28 protein-coding genes and 1 pseudogene are annotated in these 18,030 nt (G+C 49.4%); 6 read left to right on the forward strand and 23 right to left on the reverse strand.

Features of this window, described 5'->3' with window-relative positions; all coding sequences use genetic code 11:
* From FH968_RS23565 to FH968_RS23570, 3 genes and pseudogenes are all read left to right on the forward strand, one after another.
* Nucleotides 1-601: pseudogene (locus FH968_RS23565) on the forward strand (hypothetical protein); the annotation flags it as partial.
* A 3-nt stretch (nt 602-604) separates the two neighbouring features.
* Nucleotides 605-1,042 carry a tail fiber assembly protein gene (locus FH968_RS00005; RefSeq protein ID WP_139876351.1) on the forward strand — a complete coding sequence of 146 codons (438 nt, stop codon included), beginning with the start codon at nt 605-607 and terminating at the stop codon, nt 1,040-1,042.
* A 100-nt stretch (nt 1,043-1,142) separates the two neighbouring features.
* Nucleotides 1,143-1,292, forward strand: coding sequence for a hypothetical protein (locus FH968_RS23570; RefSeq protein ID WP_189388909.1), 150 nt, complete (start codon nt 1,143-1,145; stop codon nt 1,290-1,292).
* 13 nt (nt 1,293-1,305) lie between these two features.
* Here FH968_RS23570 and FH968_RS00010 read toward each other — a convergent pair whose 3' ends face one another.
* The 19 genes from FH968_RS00010 to FH968_RS00100 all read right to left on the reverse strand — a co-directional run bounded on the left by FH968_RS00010 (nt 1,306) and on the right by FH968_RS00100 (nt 12,221).
* A complete protein-coding gene (locus tag FH968_RS00010) occupies nt 1,306-1,572 on the reverse strand; it encodes a hypothetical protein (protein ID WP_139876352.1) in 267 nt (88 codons plus the stop codon).
* Nucleotides 1,573-1,641: 69 nt separating this feature from the next.
* A complete protein-coding gene (locus FH968_RS00015; protein ID WP_139876353.1) occupies nt 1,642-2,289 on the reverse strand; it encodes a hypothetical protein in 648 nt (215 codons plus the stop codon).
* Complete coding sequence (locus FH968_RS00020) at nt 2,290-2,529, reverse strand: hypothetical protein (protein ID WP_139876354.1); 240 nt, start codon at nt 2,527-2,529, stop codon at nt 2,290-2,292.
* Nucleotides 2,526-2,768, reverse strand: a complete 243-nt coding sequence (locus FH968_RS00025) for a phosphoglycolate phosphatase (RefSeq protein ID WP_139876355.1) — start codon at nt 2,766-2,768, stop codon at nt 2,526-2,528. The genes FH968_RS00020 and FH968_RS00025 overlap by 4 nt, the downstream gene beginning before the upstream one ends.
* Nucleotides 2,761-3,519 carry a hypothetical protein gene (locus FH968_RS00030; RefSeq protein ID WP_139876356.1) on the reverse strand — a complete coding sequence of 253 codons (759 nt, stop codon included), beginning with the start codon at nt 3,517-3,519 and terminating at the stop codon, nt 2,761-2,763. Before FH968_RS00030 ends, FH968_RS00025 begins: the two co-directional genes overlap by 8 nt.
* Nucleotides 3,516-4,937 carry a baseplate protein gene (locus tag FH968_RS00035; RefSeq protein WP_223271249.1) on the reverse strand — a complete coding sequence of 474 codons (1,422 nt, stop codon included), beginning with the start codon at nt 4,935-4,937 and terminating at the stop codon, nt 3,516-3,518. The genes FH968_RS00030 and FH968_RS00035 overlap by 4 nt, the downstream gene beginning before the upstream one ends.
* On the reverse strand, nt 4,927-5,274 hold the full coding sequence (locus FH968_RS00040) for a hypothetical protein (protein WP_139876357.1): 348 nt from the start codon (nt 5,272-5,274) through the stop codon (nt 4,927-4,929). The genes FH968_RS00035 and FH968_RS00040 overlap by 11 nt, the downstream gene beginning before the upstream one ends.
* The gene (locus FH968_RS00045) at nt 5,271-5,489 is read right to left on the reverse strand and encodes a hypothetical protein (protein ID WP_139876358.1); all 219 of its coding nucleotides are present in this window, start codon (nt 5,487-5,489) and stop codon (nt 5,271-5,273) included. The genes FH968_RS00040 and FH968_RS00045 overlap by 4 nt, the downstream gene beginning before the upstream one ends.
* Nucleotides 5,473-5,859: a hypothetical protein gene (locus tag FH968_RS00050; RefSeq protein WP_139876359.1), complete on the reverse strand. Its 387-nt coding sequence runs from the start codon at nt 5,857-5,859 to the stop codon at nt 5,473-5,475. The genes FH968_RS00045 and FH968_RS00050 overlap by 17 nt, the downstream gene beginning before the upstream one ends.
* A 13-nt stretch (nt 5,860-5,872) precedes the next feature.
* Nucleotides 5,873-6,592, reverse strand: a complete 720-nt coding sequence (locus FH968_RS00055; protein WP_139876360.1) for a phage baseplate protein — start codon at nt 6,590-6,592, stop codon at nt 5,873-5,875.
* Entirely contained in the window at nt 6,589-7,545 is a 957-nt protein-coding gene (locus tag FH968_RS00060) for a hypothetical protein (RefSeq protein ID WP_223271250.1), read from the reverse strand. The genes FH968_RS00055 and FH968_RS00060 overlap by 4 nt, the downstream gene beginning before the upstream one ends.
* A gap of 1,050 nt (nt 7,546-8,595) precedes the next feature.
* Nucleotides 8,596-9,477 (reverse strand): tyrosine-type recombinase/integrase, encoded by an 882-nt coding sequence (locus tag FH968_RS00065; protein WP_139876361.1) that lies wholly within the window; start codon nt 9,475-9,477, stop codon nt 8,596-8,598.
* A complete protein-coding gene (locus tag FH968_RS00070; protein ID WP_139876362.1) occupies nt 9,474-9,821 on the reverse strand; it encodes a hypothetical protein in 348 nt (115 codons plus the stop codon). The genes FH968_RS00065 and FH968_RS00070 overlap by 4 nt, the downstream gene beginning before the upstream one ends.
* Entirely contained in the window at nt 9,805-10,071 is a 267-nt protein-coding gene (locus FH968_RS00075; RefSeq protein ID WP_139876363.1) for a helix-turn-helix transcriptional regulator, read from the reverse strand. Before FH968_RS00075 ends, FH968_RS00070 begins: the two co-directional genes overlap by 17 nt.
* A gap of 67 nt (nt 10,072-10,138) precedes the next feature.
* The gene (locus tag FH968_RS00080) at nt 10,139-10,756 is read right to left on the reverse strand and encodes a hypothetical protein (protein WP_139876364.1); all 618 of its coding nucleotides are present in this window, start codon (nt 10,754-10,756) and stop codon (nt 10,139-10,141) included.
* Between the two features lie 142 nt (nt 10,757-10,898).
* Complete coding sequence (locus FH968_RS00085) at nt 10,899-11,129, reverse strand: hypothetical protein (RefSeq protein WP_139876365.1); 231 nt, start codon at nt 11,127-11,129, stop codon at nt 10,899-10,901.
* Between the two features lie 5 nt (nt 11,130-11,134).
* Entirely contained in the window at nt 11,135-11,392 is a 258-nt protein-coding gene (locus tag FH968_RS00090; protein WP_139876366.1) for a DUF3850 domain-containing protein, read from the reverse strand.
* Nucleotides 11,377-11,919, reverse strand: coding sequence for a hypothetical protein (locus tag FH968_RS00095; protein WP_139876367.1), 543 nt, complete (start codon nt 11,917-11,919; stop codon nt 11,377-11,379). Before FH968_RS00095 ends, FH968_RS00090 begins: the two co-directional genes overlap by 16 nt.
* Nucleotides 11,916-12,221 carry a hypothetical protein gene (locus FH968_RS00100; protein WP_139876368.1) on the reverse strand — a complete coding sequence of 102 codons (306 nt, stop codon included), beginning with the start codon at nt 12,219-12,221 and terminating at the stop codon, nt 11,916-11,918. The genes FH968_RS00095 and FH968_RS00100 overlap by 4 nt, the downstream gene beginning before the upstream one ends.
* 455 nt (nt 12,222-12,676) lie before the next feature.
* Here FH968_RS00100 and FH968_RS00105 point away from each other — a divergent pair, with 455 nt between their 5' ends.
* From FH968_RS00105 to FH968_RS00115, 3 genes are all read left to right on the forward strand, one after another.
* Nucleotides 12,677-13,375: a site-specific integrase gene (locus FH968_RS00105; protein ID WP_370451458.1), complete on the forward strand. Its 699-nt coding sequence runs from the start codon at nt 12,677-12,679 to the stop codon at nt 13,373-13,375.
* Between the two features lie 71 nt (nt 13,376-13,446).
* Entirely contained in the window at nt 13,447-13,902 is a 456-nt protein-coding gene (locus FH968_RS00110) for an antitoxin Xre/MbcA/ParS toxin-binding domain-containing protein (RefSeq protein ID WP_139876369.1), read from the forward strand.
* Nucleotides 13,902-14,378 (forward strand): RES family NAD+ phosphorylase, encoded by a 477-nt coding sequence (locus FH968_RS00115; protein ID WP_139876370.1) that lies wholly within the window; start codon nt 13,902-13,904, stop codon nt 14,376-14,378. Before FH968_RS00110 ends, FH968_RS00115 begins: the two co-directional genes overlap by 1 nt.
* Nucleotides 14,379-15,184: 806 nt before the next feature.
* Here the strand turns inward: FH968_RS00115 and FH968_RS00125 are convergent.
* Genes FH968_RS00125 through FH968_RS00140 form a run of 4 tightly spaced genes read right to left on the reverse strand, consistent with a single transcriptional unit; the run spans nt 15,185 to nt 17,991 of the window.
* Complete coding sequence (locus tag FH968_RS00125) at nt 15,185-15,820, reverse strand: HAD family phosphatase (protein WP_139876372.1); 636 nt, start codon at nt 15,818-15,820, stop codon at nt 15,185-15,187.
* Nucleotides 15,817-16,449, reverse strand: coding sequence for a hypothetical protein (locus FH968_RS00130; RefSeq protein ID WP_139876373.1), 633 nt, complete (start codon nt 16,447-16,449; stop codon nt 15,817-15,819). The genes FH968_RS00125 and FH968_RS00130 overlap by 4 nt, the downstream gene beginning before the upstream one ends.
* A gap of 10 nt (nt 16,450-16,459) precedes the next feature.
* Nucleotides 16,460-17,176 carry an ABC transporter ATP-binding protein gene (locus FH968_RS00135; RefSeq protein WP_139876374.1) on the reverse strand — a complete coding sequence of 239 codons (717 nt, stop codon included), beginning with the start codon at nt 17,174-17,176 and terminating at the stop codon, nt 16,460-16,462.
* Complete coding sequence (locus FH968_RS00140) at nt 17,173-17,991, reverse strand: ABC transporter permease (RefSeq protein WP_189388911.1); 819 nt, start codon at nt 17,989-17,991, stop codon at nt 17,173-17,175. The genes FH968_RS00135 and FH968_RS00140 overlap by 4 nt, the downstream gene beginning before the upstream one ends.
* Nucleotides 17,992-18,030 lie beyond the last annotated feature (39 nt).

Genomic DNA, 18,030 nt, shown 5'->3' on the forward strand with positions numbered 1-18,030 from the left:
AGAGTTAGCTCAAAACGCTATCTATATACGTGGCGGTGGGAATAAACATTTATGGTTTCATAACGCATCAGGCGAGGAAGTGGGGCTGGTCTATGCCTCAGATGATAAAACCCTACATCTGCGAGCCGGACAGGGGCCATCAGTAGATATCCAGTCTGATGGGCATGTTACTGTAAATAGCTCTTTTGGTGCTACACAGGATATTTACTCCGGACGAAATATCAGTAATGCAGGATTAATTCAGGCGGGTAATGGATTATACGATACGCCGGGGGTACGCGTGTACTCACCAAACAACCCGCCCCCTTCCGGTAAAACGACAACGGGTAGTAATTCTGCGTATTACACCCACGATAACGGACAGGTTTATTTGCAATGTATCGGCGGCGTATACAGTAATTCAACGTCTAACCCTGACGTTAATATTTATCTTCCAGCCGCTTTCCCTAACGGGATATTAGGTATCGGTGGGTCATTTTCGGGAAGTGGTGGCTCTGATAAAGATTCATGGTGGACAGCAACACCCACATCTGCAAGCTCTTTTAATCTTCATACGCAAAACTGTAGCGGCACATTTTCTTTTGTTGTGGCGGGGTACTAACGCATGCATAGCCAATTATTCAGCAATAAAACACGGGCTTTTTATCCAGTTAAAAGCCTGCGCTATTACAAATCCTGCGGCACGTTACCTGATGACCTGGTGCGCATCTGTGACGATGAATACGCTAATTTCTACGGGGCATCACCTGCCAGCAGCGTACCGAACTACAACAATAAAACAGGTCAAATGGAATGGCTGAAAGTTACGCCCAAAGTGAGAACAAAAAAAGAGATTAAGGAAGATAACCAGAGCGAACAAAAAAGCAGGTTGCGTGAAGCCGCGTCAATGGCCTTCCCACTTCAGGCGGCGGTTGATATTGATGCCGCTACAACAAAGCAAATTGACACACTCAAACTGATTAAGCGCTACACCGTTGATGTGCTCAATACAAACCTTGATAGCGTCAAACCTGAATGGCCAGAATCGCCTATATCCAATTGATCGGTCACAACGATCAATATTGCATAATTGATCTGTAATAACTATTTGAATGGTGTGGTTATAGGGTGAAAAATCCTCTTATCTTTATAAGGGGTACGACGTGACATTAACCAAAGAAGAAGCTGAATTGATTTCCGGTTTTATCGCCGCCCATTGGCCAGAATTTGCAGCGGATGCGGAGGAAGTTATTAGCATTTGCGCCCTACACCGTCTAGCCGAGAAGCTAGGTCTTTCATCTGATGCCACATAAAGCAAAGCCCACGTCATGTGGGCTTTTTCTTATCTGTCTTGTTATGAACCTCCCACACCGATATCCCGCAACCTTCGCAGAAATCAGCAAGGAAGTTTATTCCTGACCATTGCCTAATCCCGCCACGCGCCGCTTCCACAAATACAGCAATATCTCTGTCACGCCACACACCAAACAAACGCCATCCGCCGTCCTCTGTTTTTATAGCCACAATTCGCGTCAAAACACCTGTCTGGTGTAAGTCCACCCATGCGGGCTTTTTACGGGTAATCATTTTCATTTATTGCAAACCTTCATTTTGTTAGTAACAAATCTAAGGTTTGTATTTTTTACTTTTAGCTCTTTTACGTTAACTCATTCTCACAAGTGCGCCGTCACGGGCTGACGGTAGCGGGTTGCTGTAGACCATGCCGCCGAGAATCGGCACGACGCTTGTTTGTGACTCGTCTGTCCGCTTCAGTGCCACTGATAGCGTTCTGAAGCCCTGCGCCACTTCCTGTGTGGTCAGCGGGTTTTCAGACAGCAACACAGCCACCAACGGAATAATCACTTGTCCTGATTGCTCCAGGCGGCGACGTTTCCCCCCTAACTTTATAACCGGCGCAAGACCTGTAACCGTCAGCCCAAAATAGTTATCTGGCGCTGCGGCGTCGTAGGTTGTTGCCGGTGCAAATATCACGCCACTGGAAAACCCGGTCAGAGTCAGCGTGAGTGCGGACAAGTTCGGCGGCGTGCTTTCTACTGACCGTCCACCAAAATAAATTTCAAGGTCTAGCACTACACGCTGAAGCGGGTTTTGAAAGTTAAGCGCCCACTGGCCAGCCGCACCACCACCAAAAACATCTATGTTGGTGTTTTGGTATGGCAGCGCAAACACACTGTCCGTGGTGCCTCTCACTTCATGCAATGTGATTAAATCAGGCTGCGTGTTGCTATTGTCGTTTTTGCCAACCGGTAAGTCACTGATGGCAATGAGTTCGTCATCTGTTAAAGCCACTTATTCCCCCTCAAGATTTGTCAGTCTGCTTTCCATGTCTGCGGCCTTCGCATACAGGTCATTAAAAATAAAATTCAGGTGTTTGTACTCAACCGGATCCCCTGCCGAAAATGTGCCGTCAGGATTAACAAATGTGGGCTTAAAACCATTTTGCTGTAGCGTTGCTGCCGGTGCTTCACTTGATGGGTAATCGCCCCCGGTAAACGGATATGCTCGCAGGATGTAAGCAAACTTATTCACTGGCCACCCTCCAGCGTTTCAATACGGGCAAGCGCTGCGGTGTATTTGCGGTACAAGTCGCACAAGATAAAATTCATATGCTGCGCGGTCAGCGCATCACCAATAACCAGATTGCCGCCTTTGTCCATGTACGTTGGCACAAAGCCTGACGCCTGCATCTCCTGTGCGGGTTCTTGCTTGTTCGGTGTGTCCGCGTTTAATGACGGGTATGAAATATCACTTTCCGCCCAGCTATCCATTTGTCACCTCGATTGGTTTATATGTTGCCAGGGTATTATTTGGGCTTATCGCATCGAGACTAATCACCTCATTGGTGTGTTGCCTTGTAAGTACCGATTTACCCGCACTGACCCTGATTGTGACCCCTGCACTGACCCTGATTGCGCGATTTGTTTTGACGTACTCCAGACCTCCCCACATCGACGCAAAGACGTTACCCGGCATCATAGGGGCGTTGTCTGTCATTTTGCTGTTAGGTCGTGTGGCCGTGCTGTAGATGTCACCGGCAAATGTGGCGCTGACCATTGATTCGGGTAATCCAATATTTGGCGCATCCCGCCCACACTGCACGTAAATCATTCGGTCAAGGGGCGCGCGGTTAAACACGCCACCCAACGCACCCGCAGGCGAAACAACACCGCCGAGCGGTAGCCATCTCACCCCATAGACACTGGCGATGTATTTTCCCAATGCCGGTCTACTCTGTTGCGATGAAGTCAACCCGGATGATAGCGCCTGCATTTTCTGCCGGTATTCATCATCACCCATGCCTGCACGGGGTAAGTCGTAACGCTCACCCCATGCATCAAGCATGACGCCCGTAGACGTGGATAGTTTTGAACCCGTTTCAAGGTAATCAAGTGCGGCAACCATCGAGTCATGGTTAGCCCGGAGACCTGTTATCAGTTTGATGTTGTTCGTTAGCCGCACTTTGGACGTAAAGCGAGCTTTGGCCAGCGCGTCAGGTGAAATGATAAAAGGCTTCATCATTCACCCTCAATGGTAATGAACGTATCATTCGTCACAGCAATTGCACCGTCTGCAATGGCAACGGAACGCCCTGAAGGGTTAGCCGACACACCCACGCTGACCGTAATGTCTGTAAGTGTTGGCAGGGCAACAATAAGGTTAGATTCGAGCTGGCGCGCATAGACATCACGCCCCACGATAAGTGATGTGAAATAATCCTCAATCACCGAACGGGCAACAGAAAAATAATCAACCGGCTTGCCCGTTGTCTCTGCATCCCATGCATCACCAGACACCGCCACATAAACAGACTGGTACGCCTGCCGGGTAAAATACATCGTTTCTGTGGTGTCGCCATCTGTGGCCGTTCCATAACTGCCGCCAAACGTTCCCGCTTCGCCAGCCACAGCACTATATATAGCCTGTGCAACATCATCATCAGCACCACCTGCAACAAACACCTGAACGGTTTTACCCGGTAATCCATTTACATCAGTTTCAATACCGCGATTGACATTTACATCACAAAAAGACACGCCTTCTACTGCTTGCACCGAGGCTTTAATACCTGGACGTGAAGCCCCAATCGATGACTTACGCGCTGCGGCAGCGGCCTTTAGTCTGGCGCGGTAGCGCTCATCATCTTCAATCAAAAAACCCTGACTTCCGTTGGCCAATACAAGCACGTCATCACTGACCACGTCACCATAGCCCACAACAGGAAAGTCCGTTTCTGAGTCGTACCAGGCAACAACAGGCATCCCCGCCCGTACAACATCATACACATCCGCCGTAAACGAGAAGCGCGCCAAGCTGACTCCATCGGCCACAAACAACATTTCCCCATAAGCCGTCTGCATGGTTGTCATTGCGCTATCACCCGCTATGGCCAGACCATAAAGGCGCGCAATCACTGTGTCTGATGTGTCACCTGCTTCAAACTGTGTGGTGTATTCAGTGCCATTAACAGAAATGACGAACGTATTGCCATCAACAAGCGCAGAACCTTTGACTGACAGAACAAGCCCTGTGCAAGAATTTGGATCCGCTGATTCAGTTGTAGACACCAGCCAATCACCATCAATGCCCGACACTTTAAAACTATCACCGGCAGTCACTACACCATCAGGTTTCAACAAGTACACAACCCGCGCGGACGATTGCGTCATGCCGTACCGGGTTACGTTGAACCATTCACCGGCACCATCTAACTGTGCGCCTTCAGCCTGTGACAGATAAAAGCCGCCGAAAATCCAGCCCATCGCCTCGATAATCTGTAAATCATCTTCAGACGATACCGCGATAATCTGACCAATGACTGCATCACCGTCAGAAGAAATGTTACCCAACAAGGCGCGCAAGGATGCGTAAATCTGACCGCGTATCTCTGGCAAACGCGCACCACGCCAGCCGTTATCACTGACTAATTCAATTGCCATTAACCGTGACTCCTTTTGATTCCTGCCCGGTGTGAACATCGAACATCACAACCATCTTCCCGGAGACGTTGGCCGCACGCGTGATGACAACATCCCTCACGTCATCTGTTTTCATGCCTTCATCAGCAATCATTTTTGCTACAATTGTTGCGGGTAGCTTCTGACCCAACACACCAAAGAACCACGGAATGCCTAATGACTCATCAAGCCACCATTCACCCTTGTTGGTGCCAATGCGTATTTCACATTGCTGTGCGACACCATCAACGCCGCCATCAAGCACAAGGTCACCGTCTTTCATGATGACCCCGTCTTTGTCCTGCAAAACATCCATCATGAGTAAATCCCCTGCACAGGCTCAAGATTTGCGATGCGGACAAGGCATTTACCCTGCCCCAAATCCTTTATTTCACTGACGTTACCCACGGGCAAAAAACGACGCCCGCGCGGGGTTGGCATGTTAAGGGTCACCGGCTCACCATTCAGCGGCGTAATGCGTGAAAAGAAGTGGCCGTCACGCGCTGCCCTGTATTGCTCACTGTTTATCTGCATAGTTTGTCACCTGCTTTACGGTGATGACTGACACCCACGCATCCAGCGACTGAAAATCTAAAAGATCATCGGGGTTAAACCCTTCCCCTGCATCATTCAGCATTTGTGCGAGTGCTGCCTGATGTGCCGTTTCATAAATCACATCGCTGTAATAAGGCACCCAACCATCATCAGCCTGGCGACAATTGGCCAGCACCATGCTTAAGGGCGCATCGAACATGGGACAGGTTTCAACGCCCATCACTGCAAGCCCGATACGGTGCGTAACCTCAATCACATCACCTGGCTTAAAATTGAAGGTTGCGTCACCTGCCTGTAAAAAACCGCCGTTATCAAACGCCACCGCTGCGGCCTGCTCGCTAAGTTTCATTTATTCATTCCTTTTATTGCGGTGCGTCAGTTGTGCCGCCACCGTCACCGTTTTCTTTGTGTTTATGTCCGCTGCCACTAATACCGTTTGAAACGTGGTCAACAGCCGCACTGGTGCCATTAATCTGGACATCACTTGCAAACGCCGCCCGACCACTTCCACCGCCTGCGCCCGCTGTGGTGGTCATGTCACCCGCAATGCCAACGTTGCCGTTTATCTGTGTGTTGGCGTTGACGGTGAAACCCGCTGGCGCATCAAGCGTTATGCCCCCACCATCCAGCACCAGCTTTGCCCCGCCTCCGTTATCAACCGTGATGTTGTTGTCATCGAGGGTGATATTTGCGGCAACGTGATAAATTCGGATCCCCACGCTATCCGGCATGGTGTGTGTGGCCATGTCGTTAAATCCGGTAATGGCCGCACAAGCTGATAGCGTTTTATGGTCTGGCTCCTGTGCGTCACTGTGGGAAATCGCAATCAACAGGCAGCTATCACCGGCCTTAACCTCACCACTAATACCAGACTTGCTGCTATTCCAGACCAGCGACAAAAGCCGCACATCACTTATGGCTTCGTATTCATACGGTTCATCGTTATCACCGAAAATGCGCCGCGCTGTTGGTTGAACAACTGCTTTCCCGCCAGCCACGGACACAATCGTTGCTTCCAGGCTAAATATTGCGGAAGCGAGTTCCTGATTAACAATGGCGCTGACCTGACTACCTGCTCTCATTCAATGACCCCTTCAAATTGTGATTCCCATACGCTCATATCTTTTGTGCCGAAACGGTGCGTAATTTTGGTAATGGTGACCCACCACTCCTGACCCAAAGACGGTGATTCAAGCTGCACTTTGTCGCCTATCTCCACGCCACCGCGCAGGACTGAACGCCACGTAATAGCCTCAATGGTGCCAATCTGACGGCGTGCGCCTTTGGTGTAATCGGTATGAGAGTTTTTTGGTGGCCACGGATAAGTAGCGACTGAAGACTTTTTCTTTTTGGTCGTGGATGTGGTGGATGTACTTTTATGTTTGTGGCGGCGTGGCGTGTGTAGCTTCAACACTGGTGCACCTAAAAGACCGCTGTCAGGTGAAAACAGCGCGGAACCCTGTGTCAGTGAATCCCCCGCAGTCACCTGCAATGACTGGTACTGGATAGACCATCCAGCATTAACCGGCTTGCACAAGCTATTAAGCACATCACGCGAGAGCGCCACGCCTGACACCGGCTTTTCCAGGGTTAGTGCTGCGGCACCTTTGGACACCTGACAGCCAAGCCCCATATCACTGGCAACCATCCTGACGGCGTCCGCCAGACTCTGCCCTTTTTTGAAAGACCGTTTGGTTACCGATGCGCGGTAAGGAATAAGTGATTCATAAAACTTAATGCGTAACCCGTAAACCTCCGCAGGCTTGACCGTTACCGCTGATATCAATTCACCCTGTGTCAGAGTCAATAGACCTTCATCAAGGTAACCCGCTGCTACACTGATTGTGCTACCTGATACGGCTATCTGGTTTTGTGTATCAGCAGTAATACCCCATAGCGTTAACTCAGCCTCGTTGGGTTGTGGTTCTTTATCCCGCACACAAGAGAAATCACAATCCACGTCATCAATGGTGATGGTTTCGCCGGTTGTACAATTAATGGTGATTTGAAAAATTCGCCCCCAGGCCATTTTCATTTACTCCCTATGGTTAGCGGAGCAATGACAACATCTACGTTATTAGCCGTCAGGTGACACACGACAAGACAGAAAACAGGGGCGCTGTGTATAACCGCCCTGTTTTACCCCACCTGCTTATTTTTCTGACCTCGTCAACCCCACGCCAGCCCGCATGAATACTGGATTGCCCTGTGGGTAATAATTTCCATGCCAACTTTTTGACGAACAAAACGCACCCGCGCCCGCTTCCACTACACACCCCTGATAAATGTAACGACGCATAGCGGGTAGATTTATTACCGAGTCAGTGTTTGCATAAATATGCGAGTCGCAATGAAAGCCCGTGGCATCAGGCCTGACACAATCCCGGATGAAAATTAATATCTGACGTGGCCGTAGCTGTCTCGACCTTCGCCCACGCCGAGCGGCAGCGGATTTGCGCGTCAAGGGGGTAAAATGACTGGTACGACCTGATAACAGAAACAAATACGTGATGATTTCATGTTAAAAATTGCCACATTGCTTTTATTGAATTGATTTAACTGATTTTTTTACCACACAGAACGATGCTTTTTTTCCCGAAAATGTAATTTCAAGAAACATTTATTAATACTCCCGTCTGAATGGGTAGATTGTTATCCGAATTTAGCTACCCTGAATCAATGTTAAGTGTTCCCCCTCCACATATAACACCCCGCCAATACACTGATTTATCGGTTTTAATTGGGCGTATTATTCTTTTAGTGACGGACTAAGCTGAAAAAAATAATATAACGCCTGTAAACAGGTGGTTTATTAACCAGAAAACAAGCAATCACCACAACTCGTTGTTTTAAATGATTATATTTATTTCTATTGTTTTGGCCGCTCTCACCTGTGCAACCACTGTTTTATTTTCTTTATCTGTGAGCCACTAAAAGTTATCAACAGAACAATTTAGCAACATTTTATTCACTACAATTAACAGGTGAATGCGCGTTTTCGAGCAACATTTCTTTAACCTTTGATTGATGGGTTTCAGGCGAAAAAAAACCGCCTTCAGGCGGTCAATGTGATTGGATGGTTTGGCTACTGCTGTGCGTTGCGGTAATCGTTCAACGCGTGGAGTAATGCGTCACGCATTCTTTTATATGGGGGCTTCTGTAGGTATACATTGGGAACGTCTTTTATTTCATGATTAAGAATTAACTCACTAGCTAAATAATCCTCCCCCCTTACCGCTGCCTTTGTCCTGAACATTTTACGCATATCATGTAAGCACCATTTAAACCCTTTTCGGTTTATATACATATAGGTCGCGGAATATGTCGCGGCTCCCATTTCGATATTATCAAGCCAGCCTTTAATTTGCTTAATGTATTTAACGGGAATTGGCAATAATAAATTCGCTCGCGTTTTAGTAGTGCGGTCTGGTATAAACAACATCCCGCTATCCAATAATGATGACTGGCGCAATTTAACAGCTTCAGTGGCGCGCAAACCAAAACATAACGCCATAGCGCATATTTCTTTATGCGGGCTTCTCAAACCTTCAATCTGGCGCGCTGTCTCGCTAAACTCATCGATACTGACGCGTGCAGGTTTTGCCAATGACGGATACCGTTTTACCCGTTTACTCACCTGTTGCGCGGTTTGTCTTATGGCTTCAGAAATGGCCATTGCGGATGCGGGGGTCATCACTTTCAGGTCAATATCACCCCTGACCGTCCATTCCAGCACAGCGGCAGTGTAATTGAGTTCGGCACGCACTGTCGTTGCCGCGCGCCCTTCCGTTATGCGATTTTCTGCGTGCCGCTTCCAGTAATCAGGATGCGAGGCGGCGCGAACACCAAGACATAACACAGGACGTGTGCTGTTGATGGCGTGGCATTCGCGCGTAATTGAATCCTGACTTAAGGCGCGGTCTTTTCCGCGCCGTTCTGCCATCTTTAAAAGCACATCCGTTATCATGCCTTAACCGCCAGTGCCTGGCGTATGGCGTGCGCAATGCGTAGATAAAAATCCGCTTGCGGATAACCCCGCGCCTCTGTCCACTCCAGAATAGATGCAACAAACTTCATGTTTGATGTAAGCGTGCTGGTGGAAGGTTCGCGGGCGTACAGTGACACCCAACGACCAGGACGAACCAGGCGCACAGTGGATCCATTTAGCGTATCAGTCAGGGCTTTTATTGCGCTGCGGTGGCGGGTCAAGGTGTTACCTTGCAACCCTTCAGATACCGCGCGCGCTTCAGCAATGGCCAGAATTTCCGCCGTGAGGCTGGTGTTGATATCCGTTTCAGTTGCTTCCATCATGCGCCCCCGGCATTTGTAGCTTGATGCCAAGTGATGTTGCTATGCTGAAAATATCACCCATGCGCGGTGCAACCTCCCAGGCCTCATATCCTCGGATTGTTTTTCGTGTCGTCCCGACCAACTGCGCAAACGCGTGACGATCTAACCCGCATTCATTGCGCAATTGGCCACTGCAAATCGCATCAACTAATTGACCTAGCGTCAGGACGCGCTTTTCTTTTTGCAGTTTTTTAACAGCATCATTAATCATAACCAGAAGCCTCATTTTAGACCCCCTCATAATATCAATTATTAATCGTGACGGGTAGATTTCTACCCTATGAAATACTGATAATAAATTTATTTAACTCTATTCTTTGTGCGTATATAGCGCTGCGTGTCCCTCTCCAGCCTTTTTCATCGGTCAGGATAAAATAGAATGTTTCACCTGTGTTACAAAGCAACTCGACGCAACCGCGTTTAATGCGGTCAAACTTATTGGTATCCACCACCAGTGCGCGCATTTTTCCTGATTTAATTAAATCACGTTCTTCACTCGTTATTTGGTGGTTTATTTTAACGGTGTTAGCGTGCTCATTATCTGCAATCAAATTGCTTATTTTTAAGTCTTTACCATCAAGACAAATCACATCACCTGATACATGTCCGTAAAACATCAACCAGATAACATCCTTAACCGGATAAAGCTCACTGTTAATGACGACGCAAGAAACACCACACCGGTTAACAAGGTCAACCGGTGCGCCACACATACCAGCACCCTTATTGCTTTTTCGATATAGCGCGCCATCATCATAGGTAAATAATTCATGTGCTTTGTAATACAACCAGGCGGAATTGATACCGACCGCATAATCCTTGCCGCACTCTTTAAGCACTTCACCAAAGACGGTGCCGTCATCATTCGCGATAGACTTAACCGCAAGGCGTAGCATGTCAGGAAGTTTAACCGCGCCTACAGTTAAGCGCGTTTTGGCGCGCTCATGGATATCACGGTCACAGCGAAAATTGATTACTGATTCACTCATTGGCCGTCACCATCTAAATTTAATACTGTAGCCATTCTTCTTAAGCCCCTTACCAGTTGCTCATTTCTTCAATAACCACGCTGTCAGCATCATATTGGTCGTGTATTTCTTCGTGTGGCGCAATACCTTCAATGCTACGTATTGACTCAAGTGCGCAGGCATTTTCGCGGCACCAGCTCCGCCATTCTCGCTTAGACTTAAATCCACCAGGCTTACCAAGCCAGCTTTTCATTGCCTTGCGAAATGCCCGGTTTAATAACTGCAATTCAGTTTTAGCCATGATGTTTAATGCCCTTGCGAGGCTTCTCCTTTATTTATTAGCTCAATACTCAGAAGCACATAACCCGGAACGATAAATCCAACATCCGCAACGTGCGTGATGACTACGTCAACAGATTCACCGGTAAAACCACCCTGGTATTCATTAAGGGTGATTTGGTCACCGCTTTTATAATCACGGTCGCTGATACGTAACTCTGCATGTTTTAAACCGTCAGCAACCGGCGCAAAGTGAATCGGCGCAATCTTTAAATTGTGTTCCATTGGGAAGTCCTGTTGTTTGTTTGATGATTATTGGAGTAACGCGAATAGGTGTTATTAATCACGGGTGTGTTTTGCTCCCCCTTCTTGCCGGTTTCCACCAGCTTTGGTGCAACCCACACACCGGTAGACCACAGAGCATGCGCCGCCCTTGCCAATCGACAAACATTCATTTCTTCAGGGGTAAATTTGGGGCGCGGGTACTCTCTTTTTTTCCGTTCTTTAATGATTGCAGGCAAACCACGGCGCATGTGCCGCGTCAGCGATGATTGGCGGAAATAACAGTCCTTAACCTCTTTCAAATGCCAGAATTTTACACGCGCGTCATAGTCCTGTTTTTCAATGACTTCAATGTCCACGCTTTTTGAAGCACGCATATTGTCGATGCGGTTTCTGATTAATTTGCGGTCACAGGCACCAAATTTGTTTTCCAACTCCGCAATAACGTCAAGCGTGCGCAGTTTGCGCCCTAACATGACATCAATGATATCGCGCGTGGTTATGTCGGTATTTAGTTTGGTCGTGTTCATGCCCTTCCCCTTGAATTAAGGGACGGGATAGAAAAGCGAGGAATTGATACGCGTAAGCCGCGTGAAGTGATTTTGTGCTTGATGTTGTATCTGAATAGACCAACCAGAACATCACGCACTAATGGTGGCGTGTTTGTACAAAACTCATCCCGATTTAAATCTAAAAAACCAAAATCAGTGATGTATGCAAAGGATTTACCGTTAGCTGCTGATTGATAAACCTTTTGGAATATATGGTTTAAAGCGCATTGCGCCTGCCCCACTCTATGATTATTTGTTAATTGTAAGTCTTTGTTAATCATATAACCTCACGCTAAACGGGTAAATTTCTACCCGTCTACGTGTAAGCTATATTATGTTAAATAGCATACCACGATAAACAACTTCATGTTCCATAGCCACTTCTCAATAAATCAATGCGTTAGTGATTTATGACATCCCTCCCGCTTCGTGCATTAAGTACAAAGTACATTTACTTCATTACAATGTAGCTATAGGGGTTAGCTTCATGTACTTACTTAACCAGTTGGTCATTTATGACCGTAAGCGACAATGGATTCTGATGGACACGGAAACCTGTTTACCATTGTGGTATCACCTCAGGTACCACATGACCATTTGTCATATCGCTCATTGTCCACGCAGTCTGCTTCGCTATTAGCCGTTAAGTTCTTTTACGAATTCTGGCTATGCAAATATGGCGTCACGTTTTGTTATAGCTTCTATTCATCTGGCCATAATCCGTACATTGCCATTGATGAAATGGCAACATTTTCACACTATCTTGAGAACAGTCGCTTACCCCAATCAAATCAACATTATTGCTCCCTGCTCTACCCGAAAACATAACCTGTTAAACCCCTTTCCCTCTGGGTATATTCAGTTTCGCAACTTTCTGATTGTTCGGCTGTTATTGAATTATGGATTGCGAATAGGTGAGTTATTACTGCTAGAGTGCAGTTCTATAAAATCAAATATAAAAGGGGATAAATTTAGCCTGATCGTCACTACCGTCGAGGAAGGATACGGTCCAAGGCCCCCCCCTTCTCTTAAGAATGTATGGGGGAGTCGTGTATTAGAACTTGATAAGCAGGATTATTACTTCCTGAGTATTTATATAGGAAAAATACGGACTGAAAGTGATAGTCACGATTTTATATTTACGTCGAGTCAGGGTGTAGGGAAACCATTGTCCTATACGACTATCCATTCTATTTTTTCGAAAATCGACGATGTATTTACTAGCAACTATCCTGAGTACAAATCAAAGTTGTACTTTGATGCGCTACAACGATTAACACCACATGTAACCCGGCATACTTGGGCTTACCTGACTTTGCAAAGGATATATCATTTAAGGTATTTAAAGAGTAAATCAACAAAAAAGCATCTAACTGTGAACCATATGAAGATCATACCCTCACTTCATTCCACAGTCAGCTGGATATCCCAATAGCCTCCCCAATAAAGAACTCCATTCATCGCTCATTTGCGCTATAATTATGCTCAAATGAACGGGAGGGTAAAATGACTACATCCTTATTTACACCTGCGGTACCTAAGAACGCTCAAATGACGCTGATGGCCTGTCTGAACCTGCCTGAAACGGCGGTGGCAGCGCATGAAAGAATTACTGAAGGCCTGGATACCTCGCTGATAAAAGAGATGTCCGCACACATTCACATGGATGAGCAGCAGCTCTACCGTATGGCGGGTATTGATCGCAGCACGTATAACCGCCGAATTAAAAGCCCGGAGCATCGATTTTCACCCGAACAAAGTGCCCGCGTGTACGTAATGGCTCGGGTGATCACAGCGGCCAGCCAGTTGTTCGGAGGTAATACAACGCGCATGACGGAGTGGCTGAATAAACCTGCAAAAGCCCTGTCAGGAAAGACACCTGCGGAATTACTGTCCACCCCTGCGGGTGCAGAAGCCGTCATGACCCTTATTGGTCGTCTTGAATACGGTGTGATCACCTGATGGCGGTCGTGACTTATTTCCGCCTGGTTAAGACTCTCTATGCGGCGACTGCTTTTGACGGATATGGTGCGAGAACTTACGGTGGACGCTGGAATTCCCCGGGAAAATCCTGCGTATATTTGGGGAGTTCCCGGGCTCTTTGCGTACTGGAAACGCTCGTCCACCTTGAAATAGAAGATCTGATGGCGGGCTATACCCTGCTTAACATCGAGGTACCTGAAGAGCTTATAGTCTCACTGAACGTAGAGGCCTTACCGGACGATTGGCAAGCCGATCCTGCGCCCAGGTCTACACAAATTATTGGAGATGAATGGCTGAATTCGTCTGAAAAAGGCCTGGTACTTCAGGTGCCCAGTACCATAACTGGGGAATGGAATGCATTGTTTAATCCAATGCAACCCGGCGCCAGGGATGTACTGAATACCATCACAGCAGAGCCCTTCGTAATCGATCCACGCCTGGCCGGACGTCGCTAATTGAATCTGCGACAGAAGCAGAAAGTCCCGATCAAACCCCTAAACCAGGTAGAGAAGTAACCGTAAACGGGGTCTGATGCCCACCCGATTACGTACACCACGCCCTCTGTATGTCCGAAAGTAAGCAAAACCATAATCGGACAAGTTGATAGTTCCGTACATCCCTTACGGTCAGGGGCTTCCGCTCAATCACCCGTTAAGATTCACCCGTTAAGGTCAAAATGCTTTACGTAGGATAATTAATGAGATGGTCACTCCCTCCTTCCCGGTACTATGCTGAGGACAGGCTTTCATTCGGAGAACTATCATGGAAAATATTGCGCTCATTGGTATCGATCCGGAGGCGTGGCTGCGTTACTTCATCCCTCCAGATCACAACCTTTGGAGCGGGTCCCCCCATCCAGATAGGGTACTCTGGTGCCCCACATCAGTCAGCGTGACCTTACCCCTGCCCGGGTTGTGTTCCTGGATGGCCGCCTGCGCACACACCCAAAATTGTCCAATGCGAGGGAAATAGATCGTTCCCTCATCCGGACCGGTCAGCCAGACCTTGACCCTGTCGCCTGATGGGGGCAATGTCACAGACTCTGTATCGTGGTGTGTCAGCAACAACAGCCCAACATCGGGAGAGTAACCGGCACACGCCAGTAGCCCTTGACACAGTAAAGGACAAGTCGTGCCCGAAAGCCGGACCGTTTCATCCGTGCTCGCCTTCCCTTGCGCCCCGGGAGGGGCACACCAGACACTGTGCCAGCTCGGCCAGTGCCCCTGAGGTGGCGTCGGGGTGAGAAATAGCAACACAGGCTTCATTTTTCCACCCCGTCACACTGCGTGATAAACGCCTGAACACGCGACCAGGTCACCTCGGAGGGGTCGCTCACCCTCAACACCTGAGCACCCGCTGCACGGGCCGCAGCCACTCCATGTGGATTGTCCTCAACCACAACACATTCCGCCGGCGCCAGTGCCAGCCGGTGCATCGCACTGAGGTAAATTTCCGGATCCGGTTTCCCCTTGACAACATCCTCGTTGGAGAGGAAAAACTCCAGATAGGGCAACAGATGTGCCCGCGTCAACATGGTGTCAATACTGTTGCGGATCGAGTTAGACGCTACAGCCAGCCGGTATCCATCACGCTGGAGACGAGCCAACGCATACTGGTGCTCAAAAACGGGCCAGCAGTGTTGATGTATGAGAGGAACGGTGTAGTGCTGCTTCATTTCATTGATAAAGCCGTGCAATTCAACTGGCAGGCCATAACGTGCACTCAACCGCTGCAATTTTTCCCGGGTGGGTAACCCGTCAAACTCCTCCAGATGGTCTTCGCGACTGATGGCCAGACCAAACTGAACCAGGATCTGATTCAGCGCCTGGTAGTGCCATTCCCGGGCATCAATCAGCACACCGTCCATATCAAAAATAACCCCACGAATACGGCTCATATTCCTCCCCCCTGCACCAGAGCAGGACAATCCGTGCATAGCATCAGCTGTGGATGATGACGCAATACTTTCGGCCAACCGGCCATCTGCTGCCATAACGGATATGGATCACGTCCATGCAGCTCCGGCGACACCAGACACACCGTTTTCCCGGCGGTCAACCAGTGGGTCAGTTGCACCTCATTCACGCTCAGTTGATGAAACCCGTCTACCCACAACACCGGTGCCGCCATACTCAGAGGGCCTTCAGGTTCGTATTCGCTCAACCGCGCCGCCGTAGCCATCCCCGCAAACTGATAGGGCAACATATCGGGAACCGACATATCAAAGCAGAAGTAACGGCGAATCCCCCGCGCCGACAACTGCGCCTTCAGAGCAGACATCAGACCATCGGACTTGATGTTCAGGGCCAGCATTCCCGTGGCACGCAACGCCACATAATCATCCAGCACCGTGCTCAACGGCAGTGCACCGGCACGCGGCATGTCGTGGCTGATGACCAGCTCACCGTCCAGGTCACGGATATCCGTCTCAATGCCCCATCCAGAATTCAGGGCACGCCGCAACGCCAGGTGGCTATTTTTTTCGTGTGGGGAGTGCCAGTCTCCCCGATGGGCTAAAATGTGCATCGTAAAACGCCTAAAATGAAAGTGTGTAATGGGCCAGGGCACGCTGAATGTCCCCATCAAACTGTATCCGTCCCTGAGCCAGCAGCAGACCGCGGTCACAAACCGCCTTCAGTTGATGCTCATCATGGCTGACCAAAACCAGGGTGCCGCCACCCTGGCGAAACTCGGCGATTTTCGCCAGGCAACGGGCCTGAAAATCCCGGTCGCCCACCGCCAGTGCCTCATCAATGACCAGAATATCGCAGTCCAGATGGATACCCACTGAAAAAGCCAGCCGAAGAAACATGCCCGAGGAATAGGTACGTACTGGCTGTGCTAAAAAATCGGCCAGGCCGGAAAATGCTACAATCTCCTCCATGCGTGCCCGGATGGCCGCCGGGGACATCCCCAGAATGGCCCCGGCCAGAAAGATGTTCTCCCGTCCGCTCAGGTCATGATGAAACCCGGCCCCGACTTCCAGCAGGGAAGACAGACGTCCCTGCACCGTAATGCACCCGGTCGTCGGCCGGCTCACCCGAGTGAGCAACTTGAGCAAAGTCGACTTGCCCGCCCCATTGCGCCCCAATACGCCCAGTGCACCACCTTGCGGCAGATGAAAACTCACCGCCTCCAGCGCCACAAAAGGGGGCTCCGGTACCGACGGGCGAAAAGCCAGCGCCGTGCGCAGCGTATTGCCCGACCGTCGGGTGGCCGGATAGTGTTTAGAAACCTGGTCAAACGTTATCATTGGCGATCAATCACCCGAGCTTCATAGCGGACAAAACAGAGATACCCGACGGCAGCAAATAGCAGGCTGCCGACAAGGCTCACACACAAAGACGACACCGGTGGCACCGGACCGTCCAGCAAGGCATACCGGCATAGCCCGGTCAGCCCGTTCAACGGATTGAGGGCCAGAAAGGGATGCCAGGCCGCAGGCAAGAGACCAAGCGTCCAGACCACCGGAGTGGCATAAAACATCCCCTGCAACAGCAACGGAACAATGTGGCGAAAATCCCGAAAACGCAGTTTGGCAATGGCGACCAGACACCCAACGCCCCAGGCCAGCAGAGCCGTCAGCCCCGCACTGAGGAGCAAAACGGGCAGACGCTCCACCCGCAACGGAACACCACACAGCGGCAGCAGAACACCGAGTAGAATCAGCGCCAGCATAAAGTCCACCCAACTGACCCCCAACCCGGCCAGCGTCAGGGCCACCCGGGGGAAATAGATTTTCTGCACCAGATGCAGGTTATTTAGCAGCGTGTCCCCCACCGCGTTAACCACACCGGCAAACAACATCCACAACACCAGCCCGCACAACAACACCAGGGCATAAGGGGCCTGATACTCCGGCGGTGAAAAACGGACCATCAGCCCAAAAACGGCGTAGTACATGGCCAGATTCAGTGCCGGATTGATCACCGCCCACAGGCCACCCAGCCAGGTCTGTCGGTAGCGCACCGTCAGGTCACGCCACATTAGTTGCCCCACCAGGTACCGGGTCTGCCAGAGTTCACGCAGGGTCGGCCTGCTGCCAGACTGAGAAATAAACTGGTTCATACACAGACTCCTGAACGTTGAGGAAATAAGAGCCGCCCG

Source organism: Buttiauxella sp. B2 (assembly GCF_006376615.1).
In the GTDB taxonomy this organism is placed as follows: Bacteria; Pseudomonadota; Gammaproteobacteria; order Enterobacterales; family Enterobacteriaceae; genus Buttiauxella.

Excerpts from the sequence above, each read along its gene's own strand:
- FH968_RS00005 (WP_139876351.1), top strand. The coding sequence starts at position 605 with ATGCATAGCCAATTATTCAGCAATAAAACACGGGCTTTTTATCCAGTT.
- FH968_RS00010 (WP_139876352.1), bottom strand. The coding sequence starts at position 1,572 with ATGAAAATGATTACCCGTAAAAAGCCCGCATGGGTGGACTTACACCAG.
- FH968_RS00025 (WP_139876355.1), bottom strand. The coding sequence starts at position 2,768 with ATGGATAGCTGGGCGGAAAGTGATATTTCATACCCGTCATTAAACGCG.
- FH968_RS00030 (WP_139876356.1), bottom strand. The coding sequence starts at position 3,519 with ATGATGAAGCCTTTTATCATTTCACCTGACGCGCTGGCCAAAGCTCGC.
- FH968_RS00035 (WP_223271249.1), bottom strand. The coding sequence starts at position 4,937 with ATGGCAATTGAATTAGTCAGTGATAACGGCTGGCGTGGTGCGCGTTTG.
- FH968_RS00040 (WP_139876357.1), bottom strand. The coding sequence starts at position 5,274 with ATGATGGATGTTTTGCAGGACAAAGACGGGGTCATCATGAAAGACGGT.
- FH968_RS00045 (WP_139876358.1), bottom strand. The coding sequence starts at position 5,489 with ATGCAGATAAACAGTGAGCAATACAGGGCAGCGCGTGACGGCCACTTC.
- FH968_RS00050 (WP_139876359.1), bottom strand. The coding sequence starts at position 5,859 with ATGAAACTTAGCGAGCAGGCCGCAGCGGTGGCGTTTGATAACGGCGGT.
- FH968_RS00055 (WP_139876360.1), bottom strand. The coding sequence starts at position 6,592 with ATGAGAGCAGGTAGTCAGGTCAGCGCCATTGTTAATCAGGAACTCGCT.
- FH968_RS00060 (WP_223271250.1), bottom strand. The coding sequence starts at position 7,545 with ATGAAAATGGCCTGGGGGCGAATTTTTCAAATCACCATTAATTGTACA.
- FH968_RS00065 (WP_139876361.1), bottom strand. The coding sequence starts at position 9,477 with ATGATAACGGATGTGCTTTTAAAGATGGCAGAACGGCGCGGAAAAGAC.
- FH968_RS00070 (WP_139876362.1), bottom strand. The coding sequence starts at position 9,821 with ATGATGGAAGCAACTGAAACGGATATCAACACCAGCCTCACGGCGGAA.
- FH968_RS00075 (WP_139876363.1), bottom strand. The coding sequence starts at position 10,071 with ATGATTAATGATGCTGTTAAAAAACTGCAAAAAGAAAAGCGCGTCCTG.
- FH968_RS00080 (WP_139876364.1), bottom strand. The coding sequence starts at position 10,756 with ATGCTACGCCTTGCGGTTAAGTCTATCGCGAATGATGACGGCACCGTC.
- FH968_RS00085 (WP_139876365.1), bottom strand. The coding sequence starts at position 11,129 with ATGGCTAAAACTGAATTGCAGTTATTAAACCGGGCATTTCGCAAGGCA.
- FH968_RS00090 (WP_139876366.1), bottom strand. The coding sequence starts at position 11,392 with ATGGAACACAATTTAAAGATTGCGCCGATTCACTTTGCGCCGGTTGCT.
- FH968_RS00095 (WP_139876367.1), bottom strand. The coding sequence starts at position 11,919 with ATGAACACGACCAAACTAAATACCGACATAACCACGCGCGATATCATT.
- FH968_RS00100 (WP_139876368.1), bottom strand. The coding sequence starts at position 12,221 with ATGATTAACAAAGACTTACAATTAACAAATAATCATAGAGTGGGGCAG.
- FH968_RS00105 (WP_370451458.1), top strand. The coding sequence starts at position 12,677 with ATGAAATGGCAACATTTTCACACTATCTTGAGAACAGTCGCTTACCCC.
- FH968_RS00110 (WP_139876369.1), top strand. The coding sequence starts at position 13,447 with ATGACTACATCCTTATTTACACCTGCGGTACCTAAGAACGCTCAAATG.
- FH968_RS00115 (WP_139876370.1), top strand. The coding sequence starts at position 13,902 with ATGGCGGTCGTGACTTATTTCCGCCTGGTTAAGACTCTCTATGCGGCG.
- FH968_RS00125 (WP_139876372.1), bottom strand. The coding sequence starts at position 15,820 with ATGAGCCGTATTCGTGGGGTTATTTTTGATATGGACGGTGTGCTGATT.
- FH968_RS00130 (WP_139876373.1), bottom strand. The coding sequence starts at position 16,449 with ATGCACATTTTAGCCCATCGGGGAGACTGGCACTCCCCACACGAAAAA.
- FH968_RS00135 (WP_139876374.1), bottom strand. The coding sequence starts at position 17,176 with ATGATAACGTTTGACCAGGTTTCTAAACACTATCCGGCCACCCGACGG.
- FH968_RS00140 (WP_189388911.1), bottom strand. The coding sequence starts at position 17,991 with ATGAACCAGTTTATTTCTCAGTCTGGCAGCAGGCCGACCCTGCGTGAA.